Below are 24998 nucleotides of genomic sequence, written 5' to 3'. Positions count from 1 at the left end.
ATGAAACAAGTACAAACAAAAAGGGATTGGAAAAAACTTGCATACGACGTAGTGGAAGAGAAAATGATTACGAAAGAAGATGCAATAGCGATATTAGAAGCTGATGATACAGAAGTTTTAGAAATTATGAATGCAGCTTACATTATTCGCCATCATCACTTTGGTAAGAAAGTAAAATTGAATATGATTATTAATACGAAATCTGGATTATGTCCTGAAGATTGTGGATATTGCTCACAGTCTATTATTTCAGAAGCACCGATTGATAAATATGCATGGTTAACGCAGGAGAAGATTGTAGAAGGGGCACATGAAGCAATACGCCGTAAAGCAGGTACATATTGTATTGTAGCGTCTGGTCGTCGTCCGACGGATAAAGAGGTAAATCACGTAATTGGAGCAGTTAAGGAAATTCGTGAAACGACAGACTTGAAGATTTGTTGTTGTTTAGGTTTCTTAAATGAAGATCAAGCAGGACGTTTAGCGGAAGCAGGCGTGCACCGTTATAACCACAACTTAAATACACATGCAAATAATTACGATAGTATTTGTTCAACTCATACGTATGATGATCGTGTTGATACAGTTCAAAAAGCAAAACAAGCTGGTATTTCACCATGCTCTGGAGCGATTTTTGGCATGGGAGAAACAATTGAAGAGCGTGCTGAAATTGCATTTGAATTACAACGTATAGATGCAGATTCTATCCCTTGTAATTTCCTTGTTGCTGTAAAGGGGACACCTCTTGAAGGGCAAAAAGAGTTAACGCCAGTAGAATGTTTAAAAGTACTTGCAATGATGCGTTTTGTAAACCCAACAAAAGAAATTCGTATTTCAGGAGGACGTGAAATCAATTTACGCTCTGTACAGCCAATCGGTTTATTTGCAGCAAATTCTATTTTTGTCGGGGACTACTTAACGACAGCTGGACAAGAGCCGACTGCGGACTGGGGTATGATTGCAGATTTAGGATTTGAGATTGAAGAATGTGCATTATAAGATAGATGAAAAAGCAAACTTGTAAAAGAGTTTGCTTTTTTGTAAATAAAATGTAATAAATAGTTGTGAACGCTTGATATTATTGGTTTTTGAGCGAAAAAAAGAATTTTTGTGGACGAATTTTCCAAGCCCTAGTTGTACATAGTAAATATGTAATTTATATTGGGTTGGAGGATTTTACATGTACAAATACATATTAGCGATTATGACTTGTTTAATTTTAATAAAAGCAATAAGTTCTGATCCAGTTAAGGCTGCTGAAAATCCTGAACAAAAAGAGATGCAACAAAGAATCGAACAACACTTTCGAACGAAAGCTGAACATTTTGGATTGAAAACGGAAGGAAAAGATTTAAAGGAAGTTAGAAAAGAAATTACTATTATAGAAGAAGCGAAAAAAAGAGAGAATGTATGGAGAACAGCACAAGCTCTTCATATAAAAACAGAAGGAAAAACGATGAATGAATTAATAAAAGATGTACAAAAAAAGGTAAAAAAATAAAAAGAGGCCGCAGCCTCTTTTTTTATGCCCATTGTTTTGATAAGTGAGCCATTTCAATTGCAGCAACAGCTGATTCATATCCTTTATTACCAGCTTTCGTACCTGCGCGTTCAATCGCTTGTTCAATTGTTTCTGTCGTTAATACGCCGAAAATAACTGGGATGTCCATTTGTAGTGATAAAGACGCAACACCTTTTGCTACTTCATTACAAACGTAATCGTAGTGAGTTGTAGCACCTCGGATTACAGTACCTAATGTAATAACAGCATCATACTTTCCGCTACTAGCCATCTTTTTAGCAATTAAAGGAATTTCAAATGCACCAGGAACCCAAGCAACATCAATATCATTTTCTTCTACACCGTGACGCTTTAATCCGTCTAAAGCGCCGCCAAGTAACTTACTTGTAATAAATTCGTTAAAACGTCCAACAACAACTCCAACTTTTAATCCTGTACCAACTAAATGACCTTCGAATACCATAATAAATCTCTCCTTTAATTATAAGTTTAGTAAGTGTCCTAATTTGTTTACTTTCGTTTGTAAATACGATTTATTCTCTTCTTTTGCTGGCATTTGCAACGGTACACGCTCGACTACTTCTAAATCGTAACCTTGTAAGCCAGCAATTTTTCTTGGGTTATTCGTTAATAATCGTAAACTTTGTAAACCTAAATCTTTTAATATTTGTGCTCCGATACCGTAATCACGAAGATCAGCAGGGAAGCCGAGTTTTTCATTTGCTTCTACAGTATCGAATCCTTCTTCTTGTAATTTATAAGCACGAAGCTTATTAAGAAGCCCAATGCCTCTTCCTTCTTGTCTCATATAAAGAAGAACACCTTTTCCTTCACGCTCAATTTGAGCAAGTGCTGCATGGAGTTGTGGTCCGCAATCGCAGCGATGTGAACCGAATACATCTCCTGTTAAGCATTCAGAATGAACACGCACAAGTACCGGTTCACCTATTGAAATATCACCTTTTACAAGTGCGATATGTTCTTTCGTATCTAATGAGTTAGAATAGCCAATTGCGTGGAAAGTACCGAAATCTGTAGGTAATGTAATTTCCACCTCTCTCGTCACAAGTGTTTCATGATGGCGGCGGTAAGCAATTAAATCTTCTATTGTAATCATTTTTATATCAAATTGTTTTGCGCATTCTATTAAATCAGGTACACGTGCCATCGTGCCGTCCTCATTTATAATCTCGCAAATAACTCCAGCTGGTTCGGCACCGCATAGCTTCGCTAAATCAACAGCAGCTTCTGTATGACCTGCACGACGCAGGACACCGCCTTCTTTCGCAATTAATGGAAAGATATGTCCAGGTCGATTGAAATCAGCGCCTTTTGATGCGGGGTTTAACAATTCTTGTATCGTAGTTGCACGTTCGTGAGCGCTAATCCCTGTTGTTGTAGAGACATGGTCAATGCTCACTGTAAACGCAGTATGATGTGAATCTGTATTGTGAGATACCATTGGTTCTAATTGTAGACGTTCTGCGTACCCTTCCGTAATCGGTACACAAACGAGACCACGGCCATGTGTAATCATAAAATTAATTGTTTCTGGTGTAATGTACTCTGCTAAAGCAATAAAATCGCCTTCATTTTCTCGGTTTTCATCATCACATACGATAACGACTTTACCTTTTTTTAAATCTTCTAGAGCTTCTTCAATACGATGAAACATTGTGCTTCCCCCTTATAGAAATCCGTTTTCTTGTAAAAAGTTTTCGGTCATTGAACCTACTCGTTTTGTAGGTTTAGTAATAAAGCGTTCGATATATTTACCAATCATGTCACACTCAATGTTTACGATATCTCCGGCATTTTTTTCTCCAATGACAGATTCGCTTACTGTGTGCGGGATGAGTGAAATCGTTATGGAAGATTCGTCTATATCAAATATCGTTAAACTCGTTCCATCAACAGCAATGGACCCTTTCTGCAAACAATAGCGCAGCAGGTCATCAGAAATTGCTATTTTGTAATAGACGGCATTGTAATGTTGTTTTTTATTTAAAATCGTTCCGATTCCATCAATATGTCCTGAAACGAAATGTCCACCGAATCGTCCGTTTGCAGCCATTGCTCGCTCTAAATTTACTTTAGAGTGCGGTTTAAGCATGCGAAGTGATGTCGACTGCATCGTTTCAGGCATTGCATCAACTGTAAATGAAGTAGTTGTAAAGTTTGTTACAGTTAAGCAAATACCGTTAACCGCGATACTATCACCTAAGTGAACATCTGATAAAATTTTCTTTGCATGAATCGTTAATTTCATCGCTTCTCCACTTTGTTGCATGTTTGCTATCGTTCCTAATTCTTCTACAATTCCTGTAAACATTTTGTCACCTCGTTTCGGGCATTCGCAACGATTTTTATATCATCACCAATTTGTTTCATCTCTTGAATTTTCAAGGAAAGCGCATCTTGTAATTTTGAAAAACCATTTCCTCCAAATAAAGTAGGAGCATCTTTCCCACCAATTAATTTCGGGCTTATATAGGTTACAATTTCATTAAAATTGTTTGTTTTTAAGAAACTTGCATGAATCGATTGGCCACCTTCAACGAATAGAGAAAGAATTTGTTTTTCTCCAAGAAAGGAAAGAAGGTCCTCGATTTCTATATGCTTCGTTTCCATTTGGAATATAGCTATATTTTTAGATTCATAAGAAGATATCTTCTCTTTCTTTACATCCTTACCGACAATAATCCATGTCGGTGCTAAACCATCTGTTATAACATGAGAAGATGGTGGCGTTCGTAAATGGGTATCTAAAACAACGCGAATAGGATGTTTCCCACCATTTGGAATTCTTGTTGTTAAATGAGGATTATCAGCTATAACTGTATTCACTCCAACAAGAATTGCATCATGTGTATGGCGATATTGGTGAACATCAGCACGTGCTTCTTCACCTGTAATCCACTTACTTTCACCAGTTACAGTTGCTGTTTTTCCATCTAAGCTCATCGCTGTTTTGATTGTTACAAAAGGGCGCTTCGTTTTCATGTAGTGAAAAAAGTAGCGATTTAATAAAACTGCTTCTGCTTCAAGAACACCGGTAGTTACTTCAATTCTAGCTTCCTCTAATCTTCTTTTTCCGTTACCAGAAACGAGCGGATTACAATCGAGAGTAGCAATTACAACACGCTTAACTCCTTTTTCGATGAGCAATTCACAACAAGGTGGTGTTTTTCCAAAGTGGCTACACGGTTCCAGTGTTACATAAACGGTAGCGTCTTTGGCGTTCTGACCAGCCATTTGAAGGGCATGAACTTCTGCGTGTTCTTCACCAGCTCGTAAATGAGCCCCCATACCAACGATGTTTCCATCTTTTACAACAACAGCACCAACCATAGGATTTGGACTTGTTTGTCCTGATGTCCCTTCTGCTAACTGCAGGGCAATCCTCATATATTCTTGATCTGTCATTTTCTTCACCTCTCCTAAAAAAATCAAAAAACCCCAAGGATTTAATATCCTTGGGGTTTGGGAGACGTGATTTCTAGAAATATAGTTTGAATACGAAAGCATAGGAAAGAAACCTAACGATAATTGATATTTCTGCATAAGGAAAAAACCTAGCAAAATATCGAATTTTTAAACGCTAGTTGTCTCTTTTTATTTCAGTATAAAAAATAAGTATAGAAAATTAAACATATATAAAGAATCAAAATGAATCTTTAAAAATATGCATACTGAAATAAAAGTGTATTCACTATATAAAAAACTAGAAACATATCCTTCTCCCATCCAGACTATACTGTCGGCCCTAGAGTTTCACTAGATCCACCGTTTTCGAGTTGAAAACGGGTCACGGACTTAGAAGTTTTCACTTCATCACCGCCGGTTGGGAATTTCACCCGACCCCGAAGGATGCTGTTTGCTCAAATTATAGCACAAAAAAAATAAAAGGCTAGTAAAAAATATTCGAATGTGAAGAATTGTGTGAAAATATATGCAGGCTGGAATGGAAATAAAAGTATTAGAAATGTTGTAAGGAGAAGGGATATAACGGAGTTGCTAAAAAGAAAAAACATGCACAAAAAAATGTGCATGTCACATGTAAAATTATTCTGCCTCTGGTGCTCTAACAACAGATTCGAATTTACCTTTATGCGAAGCGTCGCAATAAGGCATATTTTTTGATAAACCACAACGGCATAAAGAAAATGCCGGTTTTGCTGGGAATACATTCCCTTGTGAGTCGACTAATTCCACGTCCCCTGTAACGCGAAAAGAGCCATTATCATTTACTTTAATTTGTACTTTTGCCAACGTTATCCCTCCTTCCCAAACGCTTAATTTCATCATATAATCAAGGGAAGTGCTTGACAATATAAAAAGAGCACTTTGTTTGAGAAAGAAGAGAGTGTTATAATAGTTTTCATAACTGACTAGAGTAAGGTGACGAGAGATGGATAAACAATTACATACATTACGAAACATTGCAAATGAGCGCACGTGGGCATCATTTTTGAATGATAATCATCCATATAGTTTGTTACATTGGTCCATTGCAGGTGTAGGGCAAGAGGCAAAGGATGTTTGGTTACTTCAAGATGAAGTAACATTTCAAACGACAGAATTCCCAACGTTAGATGATGCAATGCAATGGATTTCTGAAAATATGGAACAAGTTACAGACGTTTTAGCGCAATAAAAAACAGGCTTATGCAAGCCTGTTTTTTGTTTCTTTCACATATGTGTTTAAAAATTGATCGACGGCTGCTTCGTACTCTTCTTTATTTTCGTTATAAGAGCAAGCGTGTGCACCGTGTTCTGCAATATAAAGCTGCTTATTATTTTCTTTCGCTTCATATAACGCTTTTGTCATATCAGCTAAAATATAGTCGTCATCTTTACTATGAATAAAGAGAACGGGATTGTTAATGTTTTTTATACAGTCGATTGGTGAAACTTCACGAATTGTATAACCGTCACGAACTTTCAAAAATGCGTTTGCTAAAGGTAATAAAGGCCATTTTGGTAAATGGAATTCAACCTTTAAACGGTGCTGTAATTGTCCGCGAAAATCAGAGAAAGGACAATCTGCAATATAGAAATCAGCACCATCTTCTACAAGTCCTGCGTATTGAAGAAGTGTTGCAGCTCCCATAGATTCACCATGAATACCAAGTGTAATATTGGTGCCAAAACGGTTTTTTAGCCAGTCAACTACGGATTTTAAATCATGTTTTTCATAGTATCCATAGCTTGTTGTTTTTCCGCCAGTTTTACCATGACGACGATGATCGTAAATGAGGACGTTATATCCCCTTTTTAAGAATAAGTTTGCATATTTTACAGAGTTTATTTTATTTACAGTTACACCGTGGCAAAAAACCATAAACTTATTGGTGGAATGACCAGCAGGAATGTAATATCCGTGAAGGTCGTATCCGAATTGTGAAGGGATATGAATTTCTTCTTTATGAAGAGCATCAAAATCCTCTATACGAAAATGTTTTTTCGTTTCTCTTTCGAGTACTTCTTCCTCTGTTTTTTTCTTTAAGTACATCACTTTATTTGTAAAGAAAATCCCAAGGGCAGTTATTGCACCTAGTATAGTAAACAATGCTGCAAAAAAACGTTTCATACTTTACCTCATCCTCCAAATACCGTTACATGTGATACACTTATATTGTATCACAATGATATAAAAGGGGAGAAATAGGAAATGCTGCATATACAAAAAATTACGCCAGCGATGAAAGAAACAATCCGAATGTTTATGTGTGAGAACTGGGGAAGTTCATTGATGGTTTCACGTGGTAAGGGACATCAATTAGAAGAGTTGCCAGGATTTGTTGCGCTCTCAGATGACAGAATAATCGGAATTATAACGTATGAAGTGACCGGAAATATATGCGAAATTGTATCGCTAGATAGCTTTGAAGAAAGAAAAGGAATAGGGACGAAACTTGTGGATTGTGTATTACAAGTTGCAGAAGAAGAACGGTGCAGACAGGTTTTGCTTATTACAACAAATGATAATATGAATGCGTTACGATTTTACCAAAAACGTAATTTTGTAATGACTAATTTATATGTGAATACGGTAGAGGAGGCACGAAAAATAAAGAAAGAAATTCCACGTATGGGATATGATAATATCCCAATTTTACATGAAATTCAGTTGGAGTATCGTTTAGTGAAATGATGTAACAATTTTCAGAAATGTGAGTTATTAATCTTGACGGATAGTGTAATTTAGGTTACCGTAAAATTGTAATCTATTACCATATTAAGGGGTGACGATGTGGCAACTATACGTGATGTTGCAAAATTGGCAGGTGTTTCAGTCGCAACCGTTTCACGAGTTATTAATGAAAAAGGATACGTTCATGAGGACACAGTAAAACAAGTAAAGGAAGCAATTGAAGAATTACGTTATAGGCCAAACAGTGCAGCGAAGCCACTATTTAAAGAGAATTCAACGATAATTGCATTACTTGTAGATAATTTATGTAACCAATCAAACATCACTTTGCTACATTGTATTGAGGAAATAGCATATAAAGAAGGCTATCAAATCATTATTTGTAATATAGAGAATAAAGATAGATACATACATATGCTGAAGCAAAATAACATTGCAGGTGTTATTTTGACGAGAGCAGTTTTTAAAAGTGTAGGAGAAATTCCATTTCCGTTTGTTGTGATCGATGAGCAACAATCACATGGAAATTATTATGAAAGTGGACAGAGAGCTGTTTCTTTATTAAAAGAGAAAGGGTGTCATTTTCTTGCATATTTCGGTGAGGGAGAAGAAAGTGAAGAAATGGAAGATCATATAGCAGGGTTTTTAGACGCTGTTTGGGATGAAGGAATCTCTTATCGAGAAGAATGTGTACAAGGGTATACAAATAAACAATTTATTACATTATTGCAAAACAATCCGTATATAGATGGAATTGTAGCCTCAAGTGATCAGATTGCTATTGAGTTAATTCGGTCAGCGAGATTTCTAAATATACATATACCAGATAAATTAAAAATTGTTGGACCGAATGGGAGTATAGAGTGTGAATGGATAGGTTCATCACTACCGACAATTGAAAGCTATGTCAAAGATAACGGAAAAGTAGCTTTTCAACAATTAAAAGGAAAAATAAAAAAGTAAAAGGTGCGTTTTATACGCACCTTTTTATAATGTAATTGCGGCAATAAAGCCAAATATAAGTAACGGTATATTGTAATGTAGAAAAGTGGGTACACATGTATCCCATATATGATGGTGCTGACCATCAGCATTTAAACCGGATGTTGGTCCAAGGGTACTATCCGATGCTGGAGATCCTGCGTCACCTAGTGCTCCGGCTGTACCGATAATTGCAATTGTGGCCATTGGACTAAATCCAAGCTGAATGCAAAGAGGTACAAAAATGGTTGTTAAGATAGGGATGGTTGAAAAGGATGAACCAATTCCCATCGTAACGAGAAGTCCAATAACGAGCATAAGAAATGCAGCGAGTGGTTTGTTATTTCCAATTATATGTGCACTCGTTTGCACTAGAGATTCAACATGTCCTGTTTTTCGAAGAACAGCGCCGAATCCAGCGGCAGCAATCATAACAAAGCCAATAAAGGACATCATACGCATTCCGCTTGTTAATATCGCATCTGCTTCTTTAAGTGGTAGACTGCCACTAACTGATAAGACGATAATACCTGCTAAAGCACCGAAAATCATTGATTCTGTTGTTAATTGAACAGTTAATGTAGCAATGATAGATAATAAACCGAAAGTAATGCTACGTTTTGTATAGGGAACGATTTCATTTTCGGTAGTATGAATTTGTTCTGTTTCATACGTACGAGGTTTTCGGTACGTAATGAATACCGCTACACATAATCCAATAATCATACCAATTGCTGGAATAGTCATTGCTTTTGGAATAAGTGTGACATCAAATGTAAGGCCGCTTTGCGCAGCGTTGGTTTGTAATACGTCATGATAAATTTTTCCGAATCCTGCAGGGATCCACATATAAGGAGTAATCAATCCAAATGTAATAATACATGTGACAAGTCTGCGATCCACTTTCAGCTCATTTAATACTTTTAAAAGTGCTGGAATTAAGATGGGGATGAAAGCAATGTGAACAGGAATCACATTTTGTGAGAAACAAGCCATCGTTAAAATAATGAATAAAATAAGTATTTTAGAATAAACTTGTTTTTTCGTGTCTTGTTCATTGCCAATCCATTTTAATGCAGTTTGAATCATAGCATCTGGAAGTCCTGTTTTGGAAAGGGAAATAGCGAAACCACCAAGCATTGCATAACTTAAAGCGATTGGAGCACTGTTTCCAAGACCAGTTGTAAAAGTGTTAATCGTTTCTGAAATACCGAGTCCGCCGATAAGTCCGCCTGTTAAAGCTCCAACAATGATGGCGACAATGACCTGGACACGTAACAAACTAAGCAATAGCATAATTGCTACTGCGACGAGTACAGCGTTCATAATAAATGTAATCTCCCTAAATTTTTATTCTGTTAAGACAAGTAAATATGAAACATTTTGCTATGTTTATACATGCTTGCGACATATTATTATAAAATGTTTTCTATGAAATGTAAAAGAGCCTTTTGTTACTAATGCTGAAAAGCTAGCTCTTGTTTAATTGATTGTAAAGAATTAGCGAATAATTCTGGTTCTTCTAAATCAGGAGAATGTGCTGAATTTGGGAACCAAATCATCTTTTTTATAGGCGCTTCAATAATATCGCAATATTCCTGAACGAGTGCATAAGGAGTTTGATAATCATAGCGACCAGAACAAAAATAAACTGGAATAGATAAACTTGAAATAGAAGAAAAGAAATCGATTGTCAGCATTTCTTCCCATAAAACACCAGATTTTAAATTTCCTGCGAGAAACTTGAACCAATCTAATAGCGTATATTCAGGAGAAAAGAAACCTTTTCGTATGAAAGAAAAGGAAGATCCGTTTTGGATTGCGCCTCCAAATGTGCCAAGCCACTTTCTTTGAATAATGAGACGTCTCGTATCTAAAAATGGTGGTTTGCCTAATTTTAAAAGGGAAGCTAATGCTTTTTTATGATCATGTTTTTTTGCAGAATGAATTAAATGTTGATATAGCAATTCTTCATTTTGTTTCATATGTACAATTTGCCCAATACCGATGTAAGCCTCGATATACTTTGGATATTGATGTGCTATGTTAAGCCCAATAATACTTCCCCAAGAATGACCAGCGAGAAATAGTTTTTGTTTGTTGAACCTTTTAAGTACATATTGAATCACTTCTTTTGCATCGGAAACGAATTGTTCGATTGTGAAATTTGCTCCGAAATCTTTCATTGAAAAGGATTTACCAGCCCCGCGCTGATCCCAATTAATAACAATAAATTGCTTCTCTAATTCTTTTTGAAAATGGCGAATAAATCCGATTTGTGCCATCCCAGGTCCGCCGTGACAGCATAATAAAATAGGTTGCTCTACGTTTTGTCCACGCATAAGGAGAGTTTGTTTTCGATTATTAATCATAACGCTTTCTATCGTAGCGATACTATTAGGAATGAGTTGTTTGTTTTCGTTATAGAACTGAGGGGTGTAGCTACGAAAAAGCATATTGAAAACCTCCTTTTGTGAAATCGTATGAATCGCACAGGCTATTCATTTTGCATATACTGTTAGAAAATCATTGTAACATACCATACTAGTGTCATTTCAACACGGGAGGAGGGAAATTGTGACGATTGGAGAAATTATAGATGGTTTAAATAGACGTGAATCCATCGCTATTATAGCAAAACGTCTTGAAATAAGCCCGTATACATTATCGAAGAAATTAAGATTGATTGGATACGAATATGATGGAGAGCAGAAGAAACGTATTTTTGTAGGAGATGGAGAAGAACCACGTCACTTACAACTCCAAGAAGCGACCGCCCTTCAATATGAGAAAACAGATTATCAATTATTAATTTATGAGCAATTACAAAGCATTTATGAGTTATTAAGAAAAAGAGAAGAAGTAATTGCACCAATTGTGAGTAAAAGTACAGAGAAAAAGAGACGGACCTTTTCTATTAATACAGAAATATTAGCAAGATTGGACCTTATATCAGAATCGAAAGGAATTCAAAAATCTAAACTTGTAGAAGAGGCGTTGCAACAATTTTTACAGCAATATGAAGTTGACAAAACATCACATTTTGATAACTAAAGAAAAGGATACTGTGTTCATTAGAAGAACGAGTATCCTTTTTATGATGTATATTACGTATAAAATAGAGGACCAGTACAAATCCTTTATGCGTGAAAAATGAAATTTATTATTAGAGAAACACTTAATTTACTTTTTGAATTCTTCCATCAATAACTGGCTGAATTGGTTCTTTTAATTGTTTTACGTAATTGACTAACGCTTCAAAGTCGTTTGGCCCAGTTTCTGCATTTTTACCATTTTTAAATGATACGAATCCATCACCGCCAGAAGCTAAGAAGGCATTTGCAACTACGCTATACGTTGTAGATGGAGATAATTCTTCTCCGTTTGTTAAACGTATATTTGTAACTTTTTCACCGTTTGGTTTATTTGCATCCCACGTATATTGAATACCTGAAATTTGAAGCATTCTTGTTGTTCCCTTTTGCCATTGCTGATTTAAAATATCGCGAATGTCTTGACCTGTTAAATTTACTTTAATCAATTGATTTCCAAAAGGTTGAATGCCGTATAACTCACCCCACGTAATATCACCAGCATCTAAGTCATTACGAATGCCACCAGGATTCATGAGGGAGATTTGAGTTTGCATCGTTTGACGCTGAGCATCGGCAACTAAATTTCCAAGAGTGGACTCACCAGCATCATTTTGTTTACGGTCGATAGGTGCTGTAGATTTTCCGACCACTTCATTTACAAGTGGTGCGATTTTTTCTTTATATTGATCTAGTTTTTTCTTTACTTGTTTATCAGGTTCTACACCTTCATGATACGTTGTAACAACTTCAGCTTTTTTCTTTACAATATCCTTTGTTTTACGATCAATTGTTACATCGACGTCTGAGAAAGCCATTCCATATGAATTTGCTTGGACAATTAGTTTATTATTTACTGTACCATTTACATACGTATGACTATGTCCACCGAAGATAACATCAACTTCTGGGTCTGTTTCATTTGCAATTCGAGTAAGGTCGCCATTTGTTACCCCAGACTCATCGGTTGTTCCACCGACATGAGCAAGAACGACGATAGATTTAACGCCGAGGCGTTTTAATTGTTGTGTTGATTTATTAATTGCTTCTACTTCATCAGTAATTTGTACATTGTTAAGCATCGTAGGCATAACAACATTTGGTGTATCAGTTGTAACAACCCCAATGAATCCTACAGGAACACCATCTACCATTTTTACAGTAAATGGTGGTAAAAATAAGCGGCCAGTTGATTTGTTATAGAAATTAGCAGCTACATAGGGGAAGTTAGCCCCTTTGAAATTTCCTGTTTTTTCATGATATCCACCGTAAATGAGGCGTTTCATTTCATCAATGCCTTCATCAAATTCATGGTTCCCGATTGTACCGACATCAAATTTTAAGTCATTTAAAAATTCAATCGTCGGTTCATCTTGTAATAATGCTGAAACTGGTGGACTAGCTCCGACGATATCACCAGCATGTACGAGAAGTGTATTAGGGTTTTGTTTTTTATGTTCTTTTAAATAAGTAGCTAAGTAATCAGCGCCACCAGCTTCTTTATTATTGATTTTTTTAACAGTATCTAGTTGTCCATGGAGATCATTAATACCAAGCATTTGTACGTCTATGTAGCGGTTTTGTTCAGCTGGATTCTGAGATGGGGGAGCGGCAAATACGCTTGAAAAAGTAATGGTGCTTAAAACAGCAACGGCAGGAATAATTTTTTTCCACATAATATAATTCTCCTTTTTTATAATCTGACATCATACGACATAATTTTAATAGATTCATAGGATTATAGCTACATAAAAATTTAGTCTTTTCGAAAAATTAACATATTTACAAAAAGTGAATAATAGAGTAAAGACCCTTTTTTATTGTCGATTTCATTGTGTATCTACTATAATGGAGAAAAAAGTAAAAGGTGAGTAGCATGAAGAAAAAGAAACAAAGACAAAGACAAATGCAAAGACAATCACAAGTGAATCAACCAAAGAAAGAAACACTTACATTAGGCGATCAATTAAATGATTCACTCATGCAACAATTAAAGAGTAAGAAGAAAGAGTTGCAAGTGAGGGAAGAGGAAAAAGAGGCAGCTGAACTGGAAAGAAAGCGCCAAGAACAAAAAGAACGTGAAAAGAATAAATCATTTGAAGAACTGCTAAGTGAAAGTAACCTTACTTGGAAAGACTTTAAATAATAAAAAAATGATCAGTGAAATACCACTGATCATTTTTTGACGAGCTTGTAAGAAAAGGGGAGTTAGAATGAGAAAAATTGTCGTTGTTCCACATGAAAACCATTGGAGTGAAAAATTTCAAATGGAGGCTAAAAGATTAAAATCAGCGATGCCAGAAACGGTAAAAATTCATCATATTGGAAGTACGTCAGTTCCCGGACTGGCAGCTAAACCTATTATTGATATGATCATGGAAGTAGAAAATATCGAAAGAGTAGATGGGTGGAATGAACGATTTATAGAGCTTGGTTACATCGTAAAAGGGGAAAATGGTATTTCAAGACGCCGATATTTTATTCATGGAACTGAAGAAAAACGCTCGTATCATTTACACGTGTTTGAAAAAGGAAATCCAGAGATAGTAAGGCATTTAGCATTTCGTGATTATATGATGGCTCATTGTGAAGAAGCAGAGGCATATGCAACCTTAAAGAAAGAATTAGCCGAAAAGTATACATATGATGGCGCGTTATATATGGAAGGAAAAAATGAGTTTGTGCGCAATGTGGATGAAAAAGCGAAAGAATGGAGAAAAAATAACGTGAATGAATGAGTTCACGCTATTTTTTAGCTATATAAAAGTGTTATGTAAACTGTACGTATGTTTTGACTTTTGGGATGAATCTTGTTGAAATAAAATTGTGGCTTATAAAAAATGTAACAATGAAAGGGAGACGACTGTGCATATTCCAACAACTACACTTCATAATGGCGTGAAAATGCCGATGATTGGTCTAGGCGTATATAAAGCGAAAGAAGGAGACGAAGTAAAGCAAGCAGTAAAAACAGCGTTAGAAGTTGGATACCGTTCGATTGATACAGCAACTGTATATGAAAATGAAAGCGGTGTCGGAGAGGCGATACGTGAATCAGGAATTCCAAGAGAAGATATATTTATTACAACAAAAGTATGGAACGACGATCAAGGATATGAGGAGACACTCGAGGCGTTTGAAAAGAGTTTGAAAAAATTACAAATGGACTATGTAGATTTATATTTAATACATTGGCCGGTAAGAGGGAAGTATGTTGATACGTACCGAGCTTTAGAGAAATTGTATGAAGAAGGTAAAGTGCGTGCGATTGGTGTTTCTAATTTTCATAAACATCATTTAGAACTATTATTACCAAATTGCAAAGTGAAGCCGATGGTAAACCAAGTGGAACTTCATCCGATGTTGACGCAATTTGAGTTGCGAAATTATTGTCAAGATGAGCAAATTCAAATGGAAGCATGGAGTCCGTTAATGAGGGGCGGAGAAGTATTCCAGCATCCAATCATTCAGGCTATTGCTAACAAATATGAAAAAACACCTGCACAAGTTATATTAAGGTGGGATATTCAAAGCGGGATTGTTACAATTCCTAAATCTGTTACACCATCTCGTATTAAAGAAAACTTTACTATTTTTGATTTTGCACTAACTGAAGAAGAGATACGTCAAATTAACACGTTGAATCGTGATTTACATGTAGGAACGAATCCTGATAAATATGATACGTTATAAAAAAGACTGTCTCCTAATACTGGAGACAGTCTTCTGTTTTATCGGTAATTCGATATTTTTAACGATGCAAAGCATATGTGTCATATTTAACAATCTTTTGAAGTTGTATATATTCTTCTTTCGTTAAAGGTAACTGTTGACTAGCTCGTATATTTTCCTGTAATTGTTGAAGAGAGCTTGCACCAGGTATAATAGCTGCAACAGTCTTATTATGTAAGCAATATTGAATAGCTGTTCCTGTTAAAGAGCGTTCTCCAATTATTTCTTTTACACTTGCTAGAGTTGCATGTAATTCATCGTAAGAATAAGAGAGATAATCCTTTTCCTTTACTCTTTCTATCTTTCTTGCATTATTGTCAGTTAAAATTCCTTTTGCAAGTGGCCCGCGGGCAATGACGCTAATTTGGTGTTCATTTAGAAGGGGGAACCATTCTTCTGGACGACGATTTAAAAGGTTATATTCCATTAGTACACTAACGATGTTTGAGCGTTTTGCATATTCACGAACGACATTTGGGCGTATAGAAGAAATACCGTGATGGCGAATAATACCTTCCTTTTTCAATTCTTCAAAAGCTTCAATTGTTTCATCTATTGGATCTTCAATTGTTCCGCCATGAAGTTGGTAAAGGTCAATATAATCAGTTTGAAGTCTACGTAAACTTTCCTTTACTTCAGTCTTTATGTAAGCTTTAGAAGGATCCCAAGACCAGCCATTTTTTTCTTCTGTCCAACGATTTCCAACCTTCGTTGTAAGTACAATTTGGTCTCTTCTTCCCTTCAAGGATTTTCCAACAAATTCTTCATTTAATCCGTAATCATATAAATCTGCTGTATCAAAAAAATTAATTCCTAAATCGATCGCTTCATCGATAATATGCATAGCTTCTGTTTCAGATGTACCGAGAGACATACAGCCAAGGCCCATTTCTGTAACAAACAAATCTGAGTTTCCTAATTGACGTTTTTTCATAGGTCAACCTCCTTACCTTTATTGTACGAGAGGGAAAAGAGGTTGACAAACGTTTACTTTCCGCTTCGCATTAACTGCCCGTAAAAGCATGATTAATGTTTCACTTTATTTGCTGTAATCCACTCTTGTACAGTTGTATACTCTTTGCTATATTGCTTTAGCTTATGGCGAATTTGCCATGCTTTTCCGACTAAAGTGACGCGATTTGGTAAAATATAAACTTTCATTTCTATCACGCTCCTTTCAATGTGGTAAAATGTATGAGGAAAGAATAGGAAATAGAACAGGGAGATGAAGTAGTATGAGTAATCTTGCAGAGAGAACAGTAAAAACTGAGCCAATTTTTGATGGTAGAGTTATAAAAGTTCGTGTTGATGATGTAGTATTACCAAATGGAGCAATGAGTAAACGTGAAATTGTAAATCACCCTGGTGCAGTTGCTATTATTGCTATTACTGATGAGGGGAAAATTGTGCTTGTTGAGCAGTATCGTAAAGCACTTGAAAAGGCGATTATAGAAATTCCGGCTGGCAAGTTAGAACCTGGTGAAAAACCTGAGGTAACAGCAGTTCGTGAATTAGAAGAGGAAACAGGATATGTATGTGAAAATATGGAGCTCATTACTTCTTTCTATACATCTCCAGGATTCGCAGATGAAATTTTATATGTATATAAAGCGACAGGTTTGACAAGAAAAGAAAATAAAGCTGAGTTAGATGAAGATGAGTTTGTGGAATTAATGGAAGTATCGTTAGAAGAAGCGATTACTCTTATGAAAGATCTTCGTATTCATGATGCGAAGACGATGTTTGCAGTACAATATTTACAACTACAAAAATAAACACTCGCCAAAGGCGAGTGTTTTTTAATTGATTTTTGCATATACACGTGCATCACGTAAGCTACCATCTGGTGCTAGGAAATCATTTTCCATTGTCCCTTCTAGAATGAATTCTAGACGTTCTGCTAAGCTACATGCATTTATATTTGTTGCATCAGTACGAATTTCAATTCTTCTAGCGCCTAGTTTATCAAAGGCGAACTGAATTGCACCTTTAACAGCTTCGGTCATATAGCCTTGTTTTGTATAGGCACTATGTAGCCAGAAGTGAAGTGAAAACTTTGGAATATCCCAGTTTTCAGGCTTTAGTGTAATTGCTCCGATGAATGTACCAGATACTTTATCGTATAAGTGAAAATCAAGTGTTTCACGAAGTAAAAACTGTCCGTGAGCTTCGCGAACAATTTCTTCAGCACTCTCTTCTGTTTCAGCGTTAATTGGTATCCACGGTACTAAGTCTTCTAGAGAAGCTTGGATTGCTTCATATACTTCTGCACCATCACCTGGAAATGGTTTACGAACTTGCAAGCGTTCAGTTTGAAATAATGTTGGAAAATCTAATAATAATGGTTTCAAGAGAAATCCCTCCTATTCTCTACTTTTTAGTTTAGCAAAGTAGAGCGGAATTTCAATGTTAATTCGTCATACTTTTTTCTTTCTTTCATACATTTTTAATAAGAGTGTGAACGGAGGGAAGAAAAATGTGGCGAAAAAATTGGCAAGACCGTGTAATGTCTCACATACAGGAAAACTCTTCATTATATATATTTAACGCTGTTTTATTATTGATGGGAGTAATATTCGGAGCCATTCTCGTGAATAGTTTACAAATCAATCAAAAACAAGATTTATCATTTTATTTACAACGTTTTTTTGGACAAGTCTCTAAAGGAGAATTTGCCATTGCGGGCGAAATGTTTCGAGAAAGTTACTTTTCGCAATTAAAATACATCGGATTTATTTGGATTTTAGGAATTTCAATTATTGGATTACCACTTATTTTTATTTTATTATTTGTAAAAGGAGTTGTCGTTGGATTTACAGTTGGTTTTTTAGTAAGTCAGCATGGATGGAATGGACTATTATTAGCATTTGTATCTGTTTTGCCACAAAATTTAATTATCATTCCAGTCTTTCTCGTTATGACAACCATTGCTGCAAGTTTTTCTTTACGGATGATTAGGCATCAATTTATTAGAAAAATAACCGAGCCACTATTACCATTATTAATCCGTTATACATGCTTCTTTCTCGTAATTGGAGTGGTGTTAGCACTTGCTTCTAGTGTGGAGGCTTACGCATCACCAGTTTTAATGAAAGAAGTCGTTGAGGCTATTAATAAAAAATAAATACTTTTTGAGAATAATTATCAATTTGTTTTTATTGTTTTTTCTTTTGACAGAAGCCCTTCTTCTGATATAATGGTGTAAGAGTGGCGAGGAGGGAGTAGTACCGAATGGAAGAAAGAATTGAACGAATTAAGAAGCAATTACATGCAGCGAGCTACAAATTAACACCGCAACGTGAAGCAACAGTTCGTGTGCTGCTAGAAAATGAAGAAGATCATTTAAGCGCAGAAGATGTTTACCTCCTTGTAAAAGAAAAGTCGCCAGAGATCGGATTAGCAACCGTCTATCGAACTTTAGAACTATTATCTGAGTTAAAAGTTGTCGATAAGATTAACTTCGGAGACGGTGTTTCACGCTATGACTTACGCCAAGAAGGTGCGCAGCGTTTCCACCATCATTTGATTTGTACACAATGTGGTGCTGTACAAGAAATACAAGAAGATTTACTTGGTGAAGTGGAAAGGAAAGTAGAACGAGACTGGAGCTTTAAGGTGAAAGATCATCGTTTAACATTCCATGGGATTTGTAAAAATTGTCAAGAAAATGAAACGGATGAAAAATAACCTTTTCCTATTTATCTAGGAAGAGGTTTTTTATTTGAATAAGGTATAAATTGGTGAAAGCTTGGCATATGTTGTAATAACTTATATTTTGGAGGAATTTACAATGCGCCGAGCTTTAAAATTAACTTTTGATGGAATAAAAGTATTTTTATTATTTACAAGTTGTACGATTTTGTTTTATTTCGCTATACTATGGATAAATGAAGAATATGAAAGCTATCATCGTTATGAAAAACCTAAAGAAGAGACTGTAGAAAAAGTATCAGGGAATGAAGAACCGGCAAAGGATGCTTTCGTAAATAGAATGATGTTTTTCTATGAAAATGGGGAGTAGTGTAGAGTGGAAGATCAATTAAAAGATTTTATTCATTATATGGTTGTCGAAAAAGGATTAGCAAAGAATACAGTAGTATCGTATGAACGTGATTTAAAAAGCTACGTAAAGTATTTGCAAAATGTGGAACAGACGAAAACTTTTCATGAAGTGACCCGTTTACACATTGTTAACTTTTTGCAGTATTTAAAAGAGAACGGAAAATCTTCGAAAACATTGGCGCGTCATATCGCATCAATTCGTTCGTTCCACCAATTTTTACTTCGTGAACGATCGGTAGAACACGACCCATCCGTACATATTGAAACGCCACAAGGGGAACGGAAATTACCAAAAGTATTATCAGTTGATGAAGTAGAGGCGTTACTTCAAACACCAAAAATGACAAGTGCTTTTGGTATTCGTGATAAGGCGATGCTAGAGTTACTGTATGCGACAGGACTTCGTGTTTCAGAATTGATTACACTCAATTTAGAAGATGTACATTTAACGATGGGATTTGTTCGTTGCATAGGGAAAGGGAATAAAGAAAGAATTATTCCACTAGGAAGTTTAGCAACGGAAGCGATTCAAAAGTATATTGAAAAAGGAAGAAGAGAATTAATGGGGAAAAAAGTAGTAGATGCACTCTTTTTAAACCATCATGGTAATCGATTATCAAGACAAGGATTTTGGAAAATATTAAAACGATTAGCGAAAGAAGCAAACATTGAAAAAGAGCTTACACCTCATACGTTGCGTCATTCGTTTGCTACGCACTTATTAGAAAATGGAGCAGATTTACGTGCTGTACAAGAAATGCTTGGACATGCAGATATTTCAACGACGCAAATCTATACGCACGTTTCAAAAACTAGATTAAAAGATGTATATAAACAGTTTCATCCGAGAGCATAGTTACTATGCTCTTTTTTTCATAGATTAAGAGGGGAAGACCGTTTCACAGAAACTTCACAAACATTTCGTATATTGTTTTCAGCAGAAGACTGGAATATTACAATGTATTTCCTCTATACTAAATAAAGTATAAAGGAGGAAATGATGATGAAAAAACTGATTATAACTTTATTTATCGCGATGCTAGCGTTGGCTGGCTGTAATACAAACAAAGAAGAACAGAAACTTGAAGCTGTAAAAGTAGCAGTCCAAACAAATCCGAAAGAAATTAAACCAGGTGAAAAAACAGAAGTACAAGCACTTGTTACACAAGGGAAAGAAAAAGTAACGGATGCCGATGATGTAAAGTTTGAAATTTGGAAAGATGGCGACGAAAAGCACGAGATGTTAGATGGTAAGCATAAAGGAAAAGGTGTTTATGCAGTAGAGAAAACATTCGAAACGGATGGAGTATACCATATTATCGCTCACACAAATGCACGTGAAATGCACGTTATGCCAGAAGTGAAAGTTGCTGTAGGAAATGCGAAAGTAGAAGATGCGAAAAAAGAAAATAGTGATCACAGTGCAGGACATGGAGATCATAAAAGTGACACAATGATCCATCTTATGGCTGGAGACATAAAGGCAAATGCTGAATCTACAATGAAAGTTCATTTAAAACAAAAAGAAGAAGCCCTAACTGGTGCTGAAGTACAACTAGAGATTTGGAAAGATGGTGTTGAAAAACACGAATTTATTCCAGCGAAAGAAGGGAATAAAGGAGAGTATGAAACGAAACATACTTTCAAAGAGAACGGTGCTTACAAAGTGAAAGTACATGTAAGAAAAGGCGAATTGCATGAACATAAAGAGGAAACAATAGAAGTAAAATAAAAAGTAGCTCTTTAGAGCTACTTTTTATTTTTTATGAAGAAATAAATCATAAAAAAATTAGCACTTCGTTGCAGAATGGATTACAATAGAAGTGTGAAGAAAATGAGAAATTCTACGAAAATGTATTAAAAAGAAAGCGTAAACATGTTATGATATCAGTATCAGATGTCTGACATCTGACTTAGAAAAAACTAGAAATGTTTTTGAATCGTTTCAAGTAAACGAAATAGGTTAGAAAATGATTTAAAGAAGTACTGTTTGACAATGAGAATTCTTTTTGATAACAGTTTCACTTTATAGCGTTTTGAACATACTACAAGAAGTAGAACTGAACTTATAGGAGGTCGCAGTTATGAATAAATATAAACGTATATTCCTAGTCGTAATGGACTCTGTGGGAATCGGTGAAGCACCAGATGCTGAGCAATTTGGTGATTTAGGATCTGACACAATTGGTCACATTGCTGAACATATGAGTGGGTTACAAATGCCTAACATGGTGAAATTAGGTCTTGGTAACATTCGAGAAATGAAAGGTATCTCTAAAGTAGAGAAACCACTTGGATATTACACAAAAATGCAAGAGAAATCTACTGGTAAAGATACAATGACAGGTCACTGGGAAATCATGGGCCTTTACATTGATACACCATTCCAAGTGTTCCCGGAAGGATTCCCGAAAGAATTACTTGATGAATTAGAAGAAAAAACAGGCCGTAAAATTATCGGTAATAAGCCAGCTTCTGGAACTGAGATTCTTGATGAACTTGGTCAAGAGCAAATGGAAACAGGTTCTTTAATCGTTTATACTTCTGCTGATAGCGTATTGCAAATTGCAGCACACGAAGAAGTAGTGCCACTTGATGAGTTATATAAAATCTGTAAAATTGCACGTGAATTAACATTAGATGAGAAATACATGGTAGGTCGTGTTATTGCTCGTCCATTCGTTGGTGAACCTGGAAACTTTACACGTACACCAAATCGTCATGACTATGCATTAAAACCATTCGGCCGTACAGTAATGAACGAATTAAAAGATAGTGACTACGATGTAATTGCTATCGGTAAAATCTCTGATATTTATGATGGCGAAGGGGTAACGGAATCACTTCGTACGAAGTCTAACATGGATGGAATGGATAAGCTTGTAGATACATTAAATATGGACTTTACAGGTCTTAGCTTCTTAAACTTAGTTGACTTTGATGCATTATTCGGCCACCGCCGTGATCCACAAGGATACGGAGAAGCTCTGCAAGAATATGATGCACGTCTTCCAGAAGTATTCGCAAAACTAAAAGAAGATGATCTATTATTAATTACAGCAGACCACGGTAATGATCCAATTCACCCTGGTACTGACCATACACGTGAATATGTACCATTATTAGCATATAGCCCAAGCATGAAAGAAGGCGGACAAGAGTTACCACTTCGTCAAACATTTGCTGATATTGGTGCAACAGTAGCAGAAAACTTCGGTGTGAAAATGCCAGAATACGGAACAAGCTTCTTAAATGAGCTAAAGAAATAGGGGGATAAACAAATGAATCGTGAACTTATTACAAAATCAGCTTCATACTTAAAAGAGAAATTTCAAGAGACACCACAAGTAGGACTAATCCTTGGATCAGGACTAGGTGTATTAGCAGACGAAATTGAGAACGCAGTAACAGTACCGTACAGTGAAATCCCTGAATTCCCAGTATCAACTGTAGAAGGCCATGCAGGTCAACTAGTATTTGGTACACTTCAAGGTGTAACAGTAGTAGCAATGCAAGGACGTTTCCACTTCTATGAAGGATACGACATGCAAAAAGTAACATTCCCAGTTCGTGTTATGAAAGAACTAGGTGTAGAAACAGTAGTTGTAACAAACGCAGCTGGTGGTGTAAATACATCATTTGAGCCAGGCGATCTTATGTTAATTTCAGACCACATTAACTTCATGGGTACGAATCCATTAATCGGACCGAATGATTCTGAAATGGGCGTACGTTTCCCTGATATGTCTACATCATATACAGTAGAACTTCGCGAAATGGCGAAACAAGTTGCAGCAGACTTAAATATTAAAGTACAAGAAGGTGTATACGTGGGAATGACAGGTCCTGTATATGAAACACCTGCTGAAATTCGTATGCTTCGTACACTTGGCGGAGATGCAGTTGGTATGTCAACAGTACCTGAAGTAATTGTAGCGCGTCATGCTGGTATGAAAGTATTAGGTATTTCTTGTATTTCAAATATGGCAGCTGGTATTTTAGATCAACCACTTCATCACGATGAAGTAATTGAAACGACAGAACGTGTTAAAGCTAACTTCTTAGCATTAGTAAAAGCAATCGTAAAACAAATGAAGGGGTGACTTCACAATGAGAATGGTGGACCTAATTGCAAAAAAACGTGACGGACATGCATTAACGACAGAAGAAATTAACTTTATTGTTGAAGGATATACGAATGGTGATATTCCTGATTATCAAGTAAGTTCACTTGCAATGGCAATTTTCTTCCAAGATATGAACGATCAAGAGCGTGCTGATTTAACGATGGCAATGGTAAATAGCGGTGATACAATCGACTTATCGGCTATTGAAGGTGTAAAAGTAGATAAGCATTCAACAGGTGGTGTTGGTGATACAACGACACTTGTATTAGGTCCATTAGTAGCTGCTTTAGATGTACCAGTAGCGAAAATGTCTGGACGCGGTTTAGGACATACTGGTGGTACAATTGATAAATTAGAAGCAGTTCCAGGATTCCATGTGGAAATTGAAAACGATGAATTCATGCGTCTTGTAAATGAAAACAAAATCGCTGTTATCGGCCAAAGTGGTAACTTAACACCTGCTGATAAAAAGCTATATGCACTTCGTGATGTAACAGCAACAGTAAACTCAATTCCGCTTATTGCAAGTTCGATTATGAGTAAAAAAATTGCTGCTGGTGCAGATGCAATTGTTCTTGATGTAAAAACTGGAGCAGGTGCATTTATGAAAACGGATGAAGATGCAAAACGTTTAGCAGAAGCAATGGTACGTATCGGTAATAACGTTGGTCGTAATACGATGGCAGTTATTTCTGATATGAGTCAACCACTCGGTGAAGCTATCGGTAACGCATTAGAAGTTCAAGAAGCAATTGATACATTACAAGGTAAAGGGCCGAAAGATTTAGAAGAGCTATGTTTAACACTTGGAAGTCAAATGGTGTACCTTGCTGGACAAGCTTCATCTTTAGAAGATGCACGTGAAAAGCTAATTGAAGTAATGAACAACGGAAAAGCGCTAGAATCATTTAAAACGTTCTTATCAGCGCAAGGCGGTGACGCATCTGTTGTTGATGACCCTTCTAAATTGCCACAAGCACAATTTAAAATTGAAGTGGAAGCGAAAGAAGACGGATATGTATCAGAAATCGTTGCAGACGAAATCGGAACAGCAGCAATGCTTTTAGGAGCAGGACGTGCAACGAAAGAGTCTGAAATTGATTTAGCAGTTGGTCTAATGCTGCGCAAAAAAGTAGGCGATAGCGTGAAGCAAGGTGAATCTCTCGTTACAATTTACGCAAACCGCGAAAATGTTGAAGATGTAAAAGCGAAAATTTATGAGAACATGAAGATCTCTAAAGAACACGTAGATGCACCAACTTTAGTACACGGTATCGTAACGAAGTAATAAAAAAAGCTGAGGAGGTTTCTCCTTGGCTTTTTTT

General features: G+C 36.1%; 30 protein-coding genes and 1 riboswitch. Of the genes, 18 read left to right on the top strand and 12 right to left on the bottom strand.

What is annotated here, in order from left to right:
* On the top strand, nucleotides 1-999 hold the full coding sequence (bioB, locus tag V6946_RS21945; protein WP_000815856.1) for a biotin synthase: 999 nt from the start codon (nucleotides 1-3) through the stop codon (nucleotides 997-999).
* Between the two features lie 181 nt (nucleotides 1000-1180).
* A complete protein-coding gene (locus V6946_RS21940) occupies nucleotides 1181-1501 on the top strand; it encodes a hypothetical protein (RefSeq protein WP_000280032.1) in 321 nt (106 codons plus the stop codon).
* A 22-nt stretch (nucleotides 1502-1523) separates the two neighbouring features.
* On the opposite strand, the gene ribH is transcribed toward V6946_RS21940, so the two are convergent.
* The 5 genes from ribH to V6946_RS21915 all read right to left on the bottom strand — a co-directional run bounded on the left by ribH (nucleotide 1524) and on the right by V6946_RS21915 (nucleotide 5794).
* Nucleotides 1524-1985, bottom strand: coding sequence for a 6,7-dimethyl-8-ribityllumazine synthase (ribH, locus tag V6946_RS21935; protein WP_000230895.1), 462 nt, complete (start codon nucleotides 1983-1985; stop codon nucleotides 1524-1526).
* 18 nt (nucleotides 1986-2003) lie between these two features.
* Nucleotides 2004-3197, bottom strand: coding sequence for a bifunctional 3,4-dihydroxy-2-butanone 4-phosphate synthase/GTP cyclohydrolase II (ribBA, locus tag V6946_RS21930; RefSeq protein WP_006921466.1), 1194 nt, complete (start codon nucleotides 3195-3197; stop codon nucleotides 2004-2006).
* Between the two features lie 12 nt (nucleotides 3198-3209).
* Nucleotides 3210-3854 (bottom strand): riboflavin synthase subunit alpha, encoded by a 645-nt coding sequence (gene ribE, locus V6946_RS21925; RefSeq protein WP_006921463.1) that lies wholly within the window; start codon nucleotides 3852-3854, stop codon nucleotides 3210-3212.
* Nucleotides 3836-4948 carry a bifunctional diaminohydroxyphosphoribosylaminopyrimidine deaminase/5-amino-6-(5-phosphoribosylamino)uracil reductase RibD gene (gene ribD, locus V6946_RS21920; protein WP_000131988.1) on the bottom strand — a complete coding sequence of 371 codons (1113 nt, stop codon included), beginning with the start codon at nucleotides 4946-4948 and terminating at the stop codon, nucleotides 3836-3838. Before ribD ends, ribE begins: the two co-directional genes overlap by 19 nt.
* A 305-nt stretch (nucleotides 4949-5253) precedes the next feature.
* Nucleotides 5254-5397, bottom strand: a riboswitch (FMN riboswitch).
* Between the two features lie 190 nt (nucleotides 5398-5587).
* A complete protein-coding gene (locus V6946_RS21915; protein ID WP_001151582.1) occupies nucleotides 5588-5794 on the bottom strand; it encodes a CDGSH iron-sulfur domain-containing protein in 207 nt (68 codons plus the stop codon).
* Nucleotides 5795-5933: 139 nt separating this feature from the next.
* Between V6946_RS21915 and V6946_RS21910 the strand changes: the two genes are divergently transcribed.
* The gene (locus tag V6946_RS21910) at nucleotides 5934-6179 is read left to right on the top strand and encodes a DUF2552 family protein (protein WP_000360793.1); all 246 of its coding nucleotides are present in this window, start codon (nucleotides 5934-5936) and stop codon (nucleotides 6177-6179) included.
* A 9-nt stretch (nucleotides 6180-6188) separates the two neighbouring features.
* Here the strand turns inward: V6946_RS21910 and V6946_RS21905 are convergent, their stop codons facing one another.
* Complete coding sequence (locus V6946_RS21905) at nucleotides 6189-7115, bottom strand: alpha/beta hydrolase (protein ID WP_003317744.1); 927 nt, start codon at nucleotides 7113-7115, stop codon at nucleotides 6189-6191.
* Between the two features lie 81 nt (nucleotides 7116-7196).
* Between V6946_RS21905 and V6946_RS21900 the strand changes: the two genes are divergently transcribed.
* The gene (locus V6946_RS21900) at nucleotides 7197-7679 is read left to right on the top strand and encodes a GNAT family N-acetyltransferase (RefSeq protein ID WP_336456320.1); all 483 of its coding nucleotides are present in this window, start codon (nucleotides 7197-7199) and stop codon (nucleotides 7677-7679) included.
* A 99-nt stretch (nucleotides 7680-7778) separates the two neighbouring features.
* The gene (locus tag V6946_RS21895) at nucleotides 7779-8642 is read left to right on the top strand and encodes a LacI family DNA-binding transcriptional regulator (protein ID WP_000201346.1); all 864 of its coding nucleotides are present in this window, start codon (nucleotides 7779-7781) and stop codon (nucleotides 8640-8642) included.
* A 24-nt stretch (nucleotides 8643-8666) separates the two neighbouring features.
* Here the strand turns inward: V6946_RS21895 and V6946_RS21890 are convergent, their stop codons facing one another.
* Together V6946_RS21890 and V6946_RS21885 are read right to left on the bottom strand one after the other, a co-directional pair.
* Entirely contained in the window at nucleotides 8667-9986 is a 1320-nt protein-coding gene (locus V6946_RS21890) for a Na+/H+ antiporter family protein (protein WP_000994816.1), read from the bottom strand.
* A 131-nt stretch (nucleotides 9987-10117) separates the two neighbouring features.
* Nucleotides 10118-11116 (bottom strand): alpha/beta fold hydrolase, encoded by a 999-nt coding sequence (locus tag V6946_RS21885; protein WP_000898973.1) that lies wholly within the window; start codon nucleotides 11114-11116, stop codon nucleotides 10118-10120.
* A gap of 121 nt (nucleotides 11117-11237) precedes the next feature.
* Here V6946_RS21885 and V6946_RS21880 point away from each other — a divergent pair, with 121 nt between their 5' ends.
* Nucleotides 11238-11714, top strand: coding sequence for a ribbon-helix-helix domain-containing protein (locus V6946_RS21880; protein ID WP_000151931.1), 477 nt, complete (start codon nucleotides 11238-11240; stop codon nucleotides 11712-11714).
* Nucleotides 11715-11838: 124 nt separating this feature from the next.
* Here V6946_RS21880 and V6946_RS21875 read toward each other — a convergent pair whose 3' ends face one another.
* Nucleotides 11839-13428 (bottom strand): bifunctional UDP-sugar hydrolase/5'-nucleotidase, encoded by a 1590-nt coding sequence (locus V6946_RS21875; RefSeq protein WP_000265553.1) that lies wholly within the window; start codon nucleotides 13426-13428, stop codon nucleotides 11839-11841.
* Nucleotides 13429-13628: 200 nt separating this feature from the next.
* On the opposite strand from V6946_RS21875, the gene V6946_RS21870 reads away from it, so the two are divergent.
* From V6946_RS21870 to V6946_RS21860, 3 genes are all read left to right on the top strand, one after another.
* Nucleotides 13629-13898: a YqkE family protein gene (locus V6946_RS21870; RefSeq protein WP_006921455.1), complete on the top strand. Its 270-nt coding sequence runs from the start codon at nucleotides 13629-13631 to the stop codon at nucleotides 13896-13898.
* Nucleotides 13899-13965: 67 nt separating this feature from the next.
* On the top strand, nucleotides 13966-14490 hold the full coding sequence (locus V6946_RS21865; protein ID WP_006921453.1) for a GrpB family protein: 525 nt from the start codon (nucleotides 13966-13968) through the stop codon (nucleotides 14488-14490).
* Between the two features lie 127 nt (nucleotides 14491-14617).
* Entirely contained in the window at nucleotides 14618-15445 is an 828-nt protein-coding gene (locus tag V6946_RS21860; protein ID WP_000547992.1) for an aldo/keto reductase, read from the top strand.
* A gap of 58 nt (nucleotides 15446-15503) precedes the next feature.
* On the opposite strand, the gene V6946_RS21855 is transcribed toward V6946_RS21860, so the two are convergent.
* Both V6946_RS21855 and mciZ read right to left on the bottom strand, forming a co-directional pair.
* Nucleotides 15504-16418 carry an aldo/keto reductase gene (locus tag V6946_RS21855; RefSeq protein WP_366982012.1) on the bottom strand — a complete coding sequence of 305 codons (915 nt, stop codon included), beginning with the start codon at nucleotides 16416-16418 and terminating at the stop codon, nucleotides 15504-15506.
* Nucleotides 16419-16510: 92 nt separating this feature from the next.
* The gene (gene mciZ / locus V6946_RS21850; RefSeq protein ID WP_000870302.1) at nucleotides 16511-16645 is read right to left on the bottom strand and encodes a Z-ring formation inhibitor MciZ; all 135 of its coding nucleotides are present in this window, start codon (nucleotides 16643-16645) and stop codon (nucleotides 16511-16513) included.
* 74 nt (nucleotides 16646-16719) lie between these two features.
* On the opposite strand from mciZ, the gene V6946_RS21845 reads away from it, so the two are divergent.
* Nucleotides 16720-17259 carry an NUDIX hydrolase gene (locus V6946_RS21845; protein ID WP_000067042.1) on the top strand — a complete coding sequence of 180 codons (540 nt, stop codon included), beginning with the start codon at nucleotides 16720-16722 and terminating at the stop codon, nucleotides 17257-17259.
* Between the two features lie 24 nt (nucleotides 17260-17283).
* Here V6946_RS21845 and V6946_RS21840 read toward each other — a convergent pair whose 3' ends face one another.
* The gene (locus tag V6946_RS21840; RefSeq protein ID WP_000803479.1) at nucleotides 17284-17835 is read right to left on the bottom strand and encodes a GNAT family N-acetyltransferase; all 552 of its coding nucleotides are present in this window, start codon (nucleotides 17833-17835) and stop codon (nucleotides 17284-17286) included.
* Between the two features lie 155 nt (nucleotides 17836-17990).
* Here V6946_RS21840 and spoIIM point away from each other — a divergent pair, with 155 nt between their 5' ends.
* From spoIIM to V6946_RS21800, 8 genes are all read left to right on the top strand, one after another.
* Nucleotides 17991-18608 (top strand): stage II sporulation protein M, encoded by a 618-nt coding sequence (spoIIM, locus tag V6946_RS21835; RefSeq protein ID WP_013142149.1) that lies wholly within the window; start codon nucleotides 17991-17993, stop codon nucleotides 18606-18608.
* Between the two features lie 107 nt (nucleotides 18609-18715).
* Nucleotides 18716-19171, top strand: coding sequence for a Fur family transcriptional regulator (locus V6946_RS21830; protein WP_000392657.1), 456 nt, complete (start codon nucleotides 18716-18718; stop codon nucleotides 19169-19171).
* A 103-nt stretch (nucleotides 19172-19274) separates the two neighbouring features.
* Entirely contained in the window at nucleotides 19275-19505 is a 231-nt protein-coding gene (locus V6946_RS21825) for a YqzK family protein (protein ID WP_001250432.1), read from the top strand.
* Nucleotides 19506-19511: 6 nt separating this feature from the next.
* The gene (xerD, locus tag V6946_RS21820; RefSeq protein ID WP_406622119.1) at nucleotides 19512-20402 is read left to right on the top strand and encodes a site-specific tyrosine recombinase XerD; all 891 of its coding nucleotides are present in this window, start codon (nucleotides 19512-19514) and stop codon (nucleotides 20400-20402) included.
* Nucleotides 20403-20549: 147 nt separating this feature from the next.
* Complete coding sequence (locus V6946_RS21815; RefSeq protein WP_366982014.1) at nucleotides 20550-21278, top strand: FixH family protein; 729 nt, start codon at nucleotides 20550-20552, stop codon at nucleotides 21276-21278.
* Between the two features lie 352 nt (nucleotides 21279-21630).
* Nucleotides 21631-22815 carry a phosphopentomutase gene (deoB, locus tag V6946_RS21810; RefSeq protein WP_366982015.1) on the top strand — a complete coding sequence of 395 codons (1185 nt, stop codon included), beginning with the start codon at nucleotides 21631-21633 and terminating at the stop codon, nucleotides 22813-22815.
* A gap of 12 nt (nucleotides 22816-22827) precedes the next feature.
* Nucleotides 22828-23649, top strand: coding sequence for a purine-nucleoside phosphorylase (locus V6946_RS21805; RefSeq protein ID WP_001078446.1), 822 nt, complete (start codon nucleotides 22828-22830; stop codon nucleotides 23647-23649).
* A gap of 7 nt (nucleotides 23650-23656) precedes the next feature.
* On the top strand, nucleotides 23657-24961 hold the full coding sequence (locus V6946_RS21800) for a pyrimidine-nucleoside phosphorylase (RefSeq protein ID WP_001243069.1): 1305 nt from the start codon (nucleotides 23657-23659) through the stop codon (nucleotides 24959-24961).
* Nucleotides 24962-24998: the final 37 nt, after the last annotated feature.

It is taken from the genome of Bacillus sp. PPSBB_2 (assembly GCF_045291115.1).
Lineage (GTDB): Bacteria > Bacillota > Bacilli > Bacillales > Bacillaceae_G > Bacillus_A > Bacillus_A cereus.
Note: the sequence above shows the minus strand (reverse complement) of the source record. Positions and strands in the feature narration are given on the sequence as shown.

Coding starts and splice junctions, on each gene's coding strand:
- bioB (WP_000815856.1), top strand. CDS start 1: ATGAAACAAGTACAAACAAAAAGGGATTGGAAAAAACTTGCATACGAC.
- V6946_RS21940 (WP_000280032.1), top strand. CDS start 1,181: ATGTACAAATACATATTAGCGATTATGACTTGTTTAATTTTAATAAAA.
- ribH (WP_000230895.1), bottom strand. CDS start 1,985: ATGGTATTCGAAGGTCATTTAGTTGGTACAGGATTAAAAGTTGGAGTT.
- ribBA (WP_006921466.1), bottom strand. CDS start 3,197: ATGTTTCATCGTATTGAAGAAGCTCTAGAAGATTTAAAAAAAGGTAAA.
- ribE (WP_006921463.1), bottom strand. CDS start 3,854: ATGTTTACAGGAATTGTAGAAGAATTAGGAACGATAGCAAACATGCAA.
- ribD (WP_000131988.1), bottom strand. CDS start 4,948: ATGACAGATCAAGAATATATGAGGATTGCCCTGCAGTTAGCAGAAGGG.
- V6946_RS21910 (WP_000360793.1), top strand. CDS start 5,934: ATGGATAAACAATTACATACATTACGAAACATTGCAAATGAGCGCACG.
- V6946_RS21905 (WP_003317744.1), bottom strand. CDS start 7,115: ATGAAACGTTTTTTTGCAGCATTGTTTACTATACTAGGTGCAATAACT.
- V6946_RS21900 (WP_336456320.1), top strand. CDS start 7,197: ATGCTGCATATACAAAAAATTACGCCAGCGATGAAAGAAACAATCCGA.
- V6946_RS21890 (WP_000994816.1), bottom strand. CDS start 9,986: ATGAACGCTGTACTCGTCGCAGTAGCAATTATGCTATTGCTTAGTTTG.
- V6946_RS21885 (WP_000898973.1), bottom strand. CDS start 11,116: ATGCTTTTTCGTAGCTACACCCCTCAGTTCTATAACGAAAACAAACAA.
- V6946_RS21875 (WP_000265553.1), bottom strand. CDS start 13,428: ATGTGGAAAAAAATTATTCCTGCCGTTGCTGTTTTAAGCACCATTACT.
- V6946_RS21870 (WP_006921455.1), top strand. CDS start 13,629: ATGAAGAAAAAGAAACAAAGACAAAGACAAATGCAAAGACAATCACAA.
- V6946_RS21865 (WP_006921453.1), top strand. CDS start 13,966: ATGAGAAAAATTGTCGTTGTTCCACATGAAAACCATTGGAGTGAAAAA.
- V6946_RS21855 (WP_366982012.1), bottom strand. CDS start 16,418: ATGAAAAAACGTCAATTAGGAAACTCAGATTTGTTTGTTACAGAAATG.
- mciZ (WP_000870302.1), bottom strand. CDS start 16,645: ATGAAAGTTTATATTTTACCAAATCGCGTCACTTTAGTCGGAAAAGCA.
- V6946_RS21845 (WP_000067042.1), top strand. CDS start 16,720: ATGAGTAATCTTGCAGAGAGAACAGTAAAAACTGAGCCAATTTTTGAT.
- spoIIM (WP_013142149.1), top strand. CDS start 17,991: ATGTCTCACATACAGGAAAACTCTTCATTATATATATTTAACGCTGTT.
- V6946_RS21830 (WP_000392657.1), top strand. CDS start 18,716: ATGGAAGAAAGAATTGAACGAATTAAGAAGCAATTACATGCAGCGAGC.
- V6946_RS21825 (WP_001250432.1), top strand. CDS start 19,275: ATGCGCCGAGCTTTAAAATTAACTTTTGATGGAATAAAAGTATTTTTA.
- V6946_RS21815 (WP_366982014.1), top strand. CDS start 20,550: ATGAAAAAACTGATTATAACTTTATTTATCGCGATGCTAGCGTTGGCT.
- deoB (WP_366982015.1), top strand. CDS start 21,631: ATGAATAAATATAAACGTATATTCCTAGTCGTAATGGACTCTGTGGGA.
- V6946_RS21805 (WP_001078446.1), top strand. CDS start 22,828: ATGAATCGTGAACTTATTACAAAATCAGCTTCATACTTAAAAGAGAAA.
- V6946_RS21800 (WP_001243069.1), top strand. CDS start 23,657: ATGAGAATGGTGGACCTAATTGCAAAAAAACGTGACGGACATGCATTA.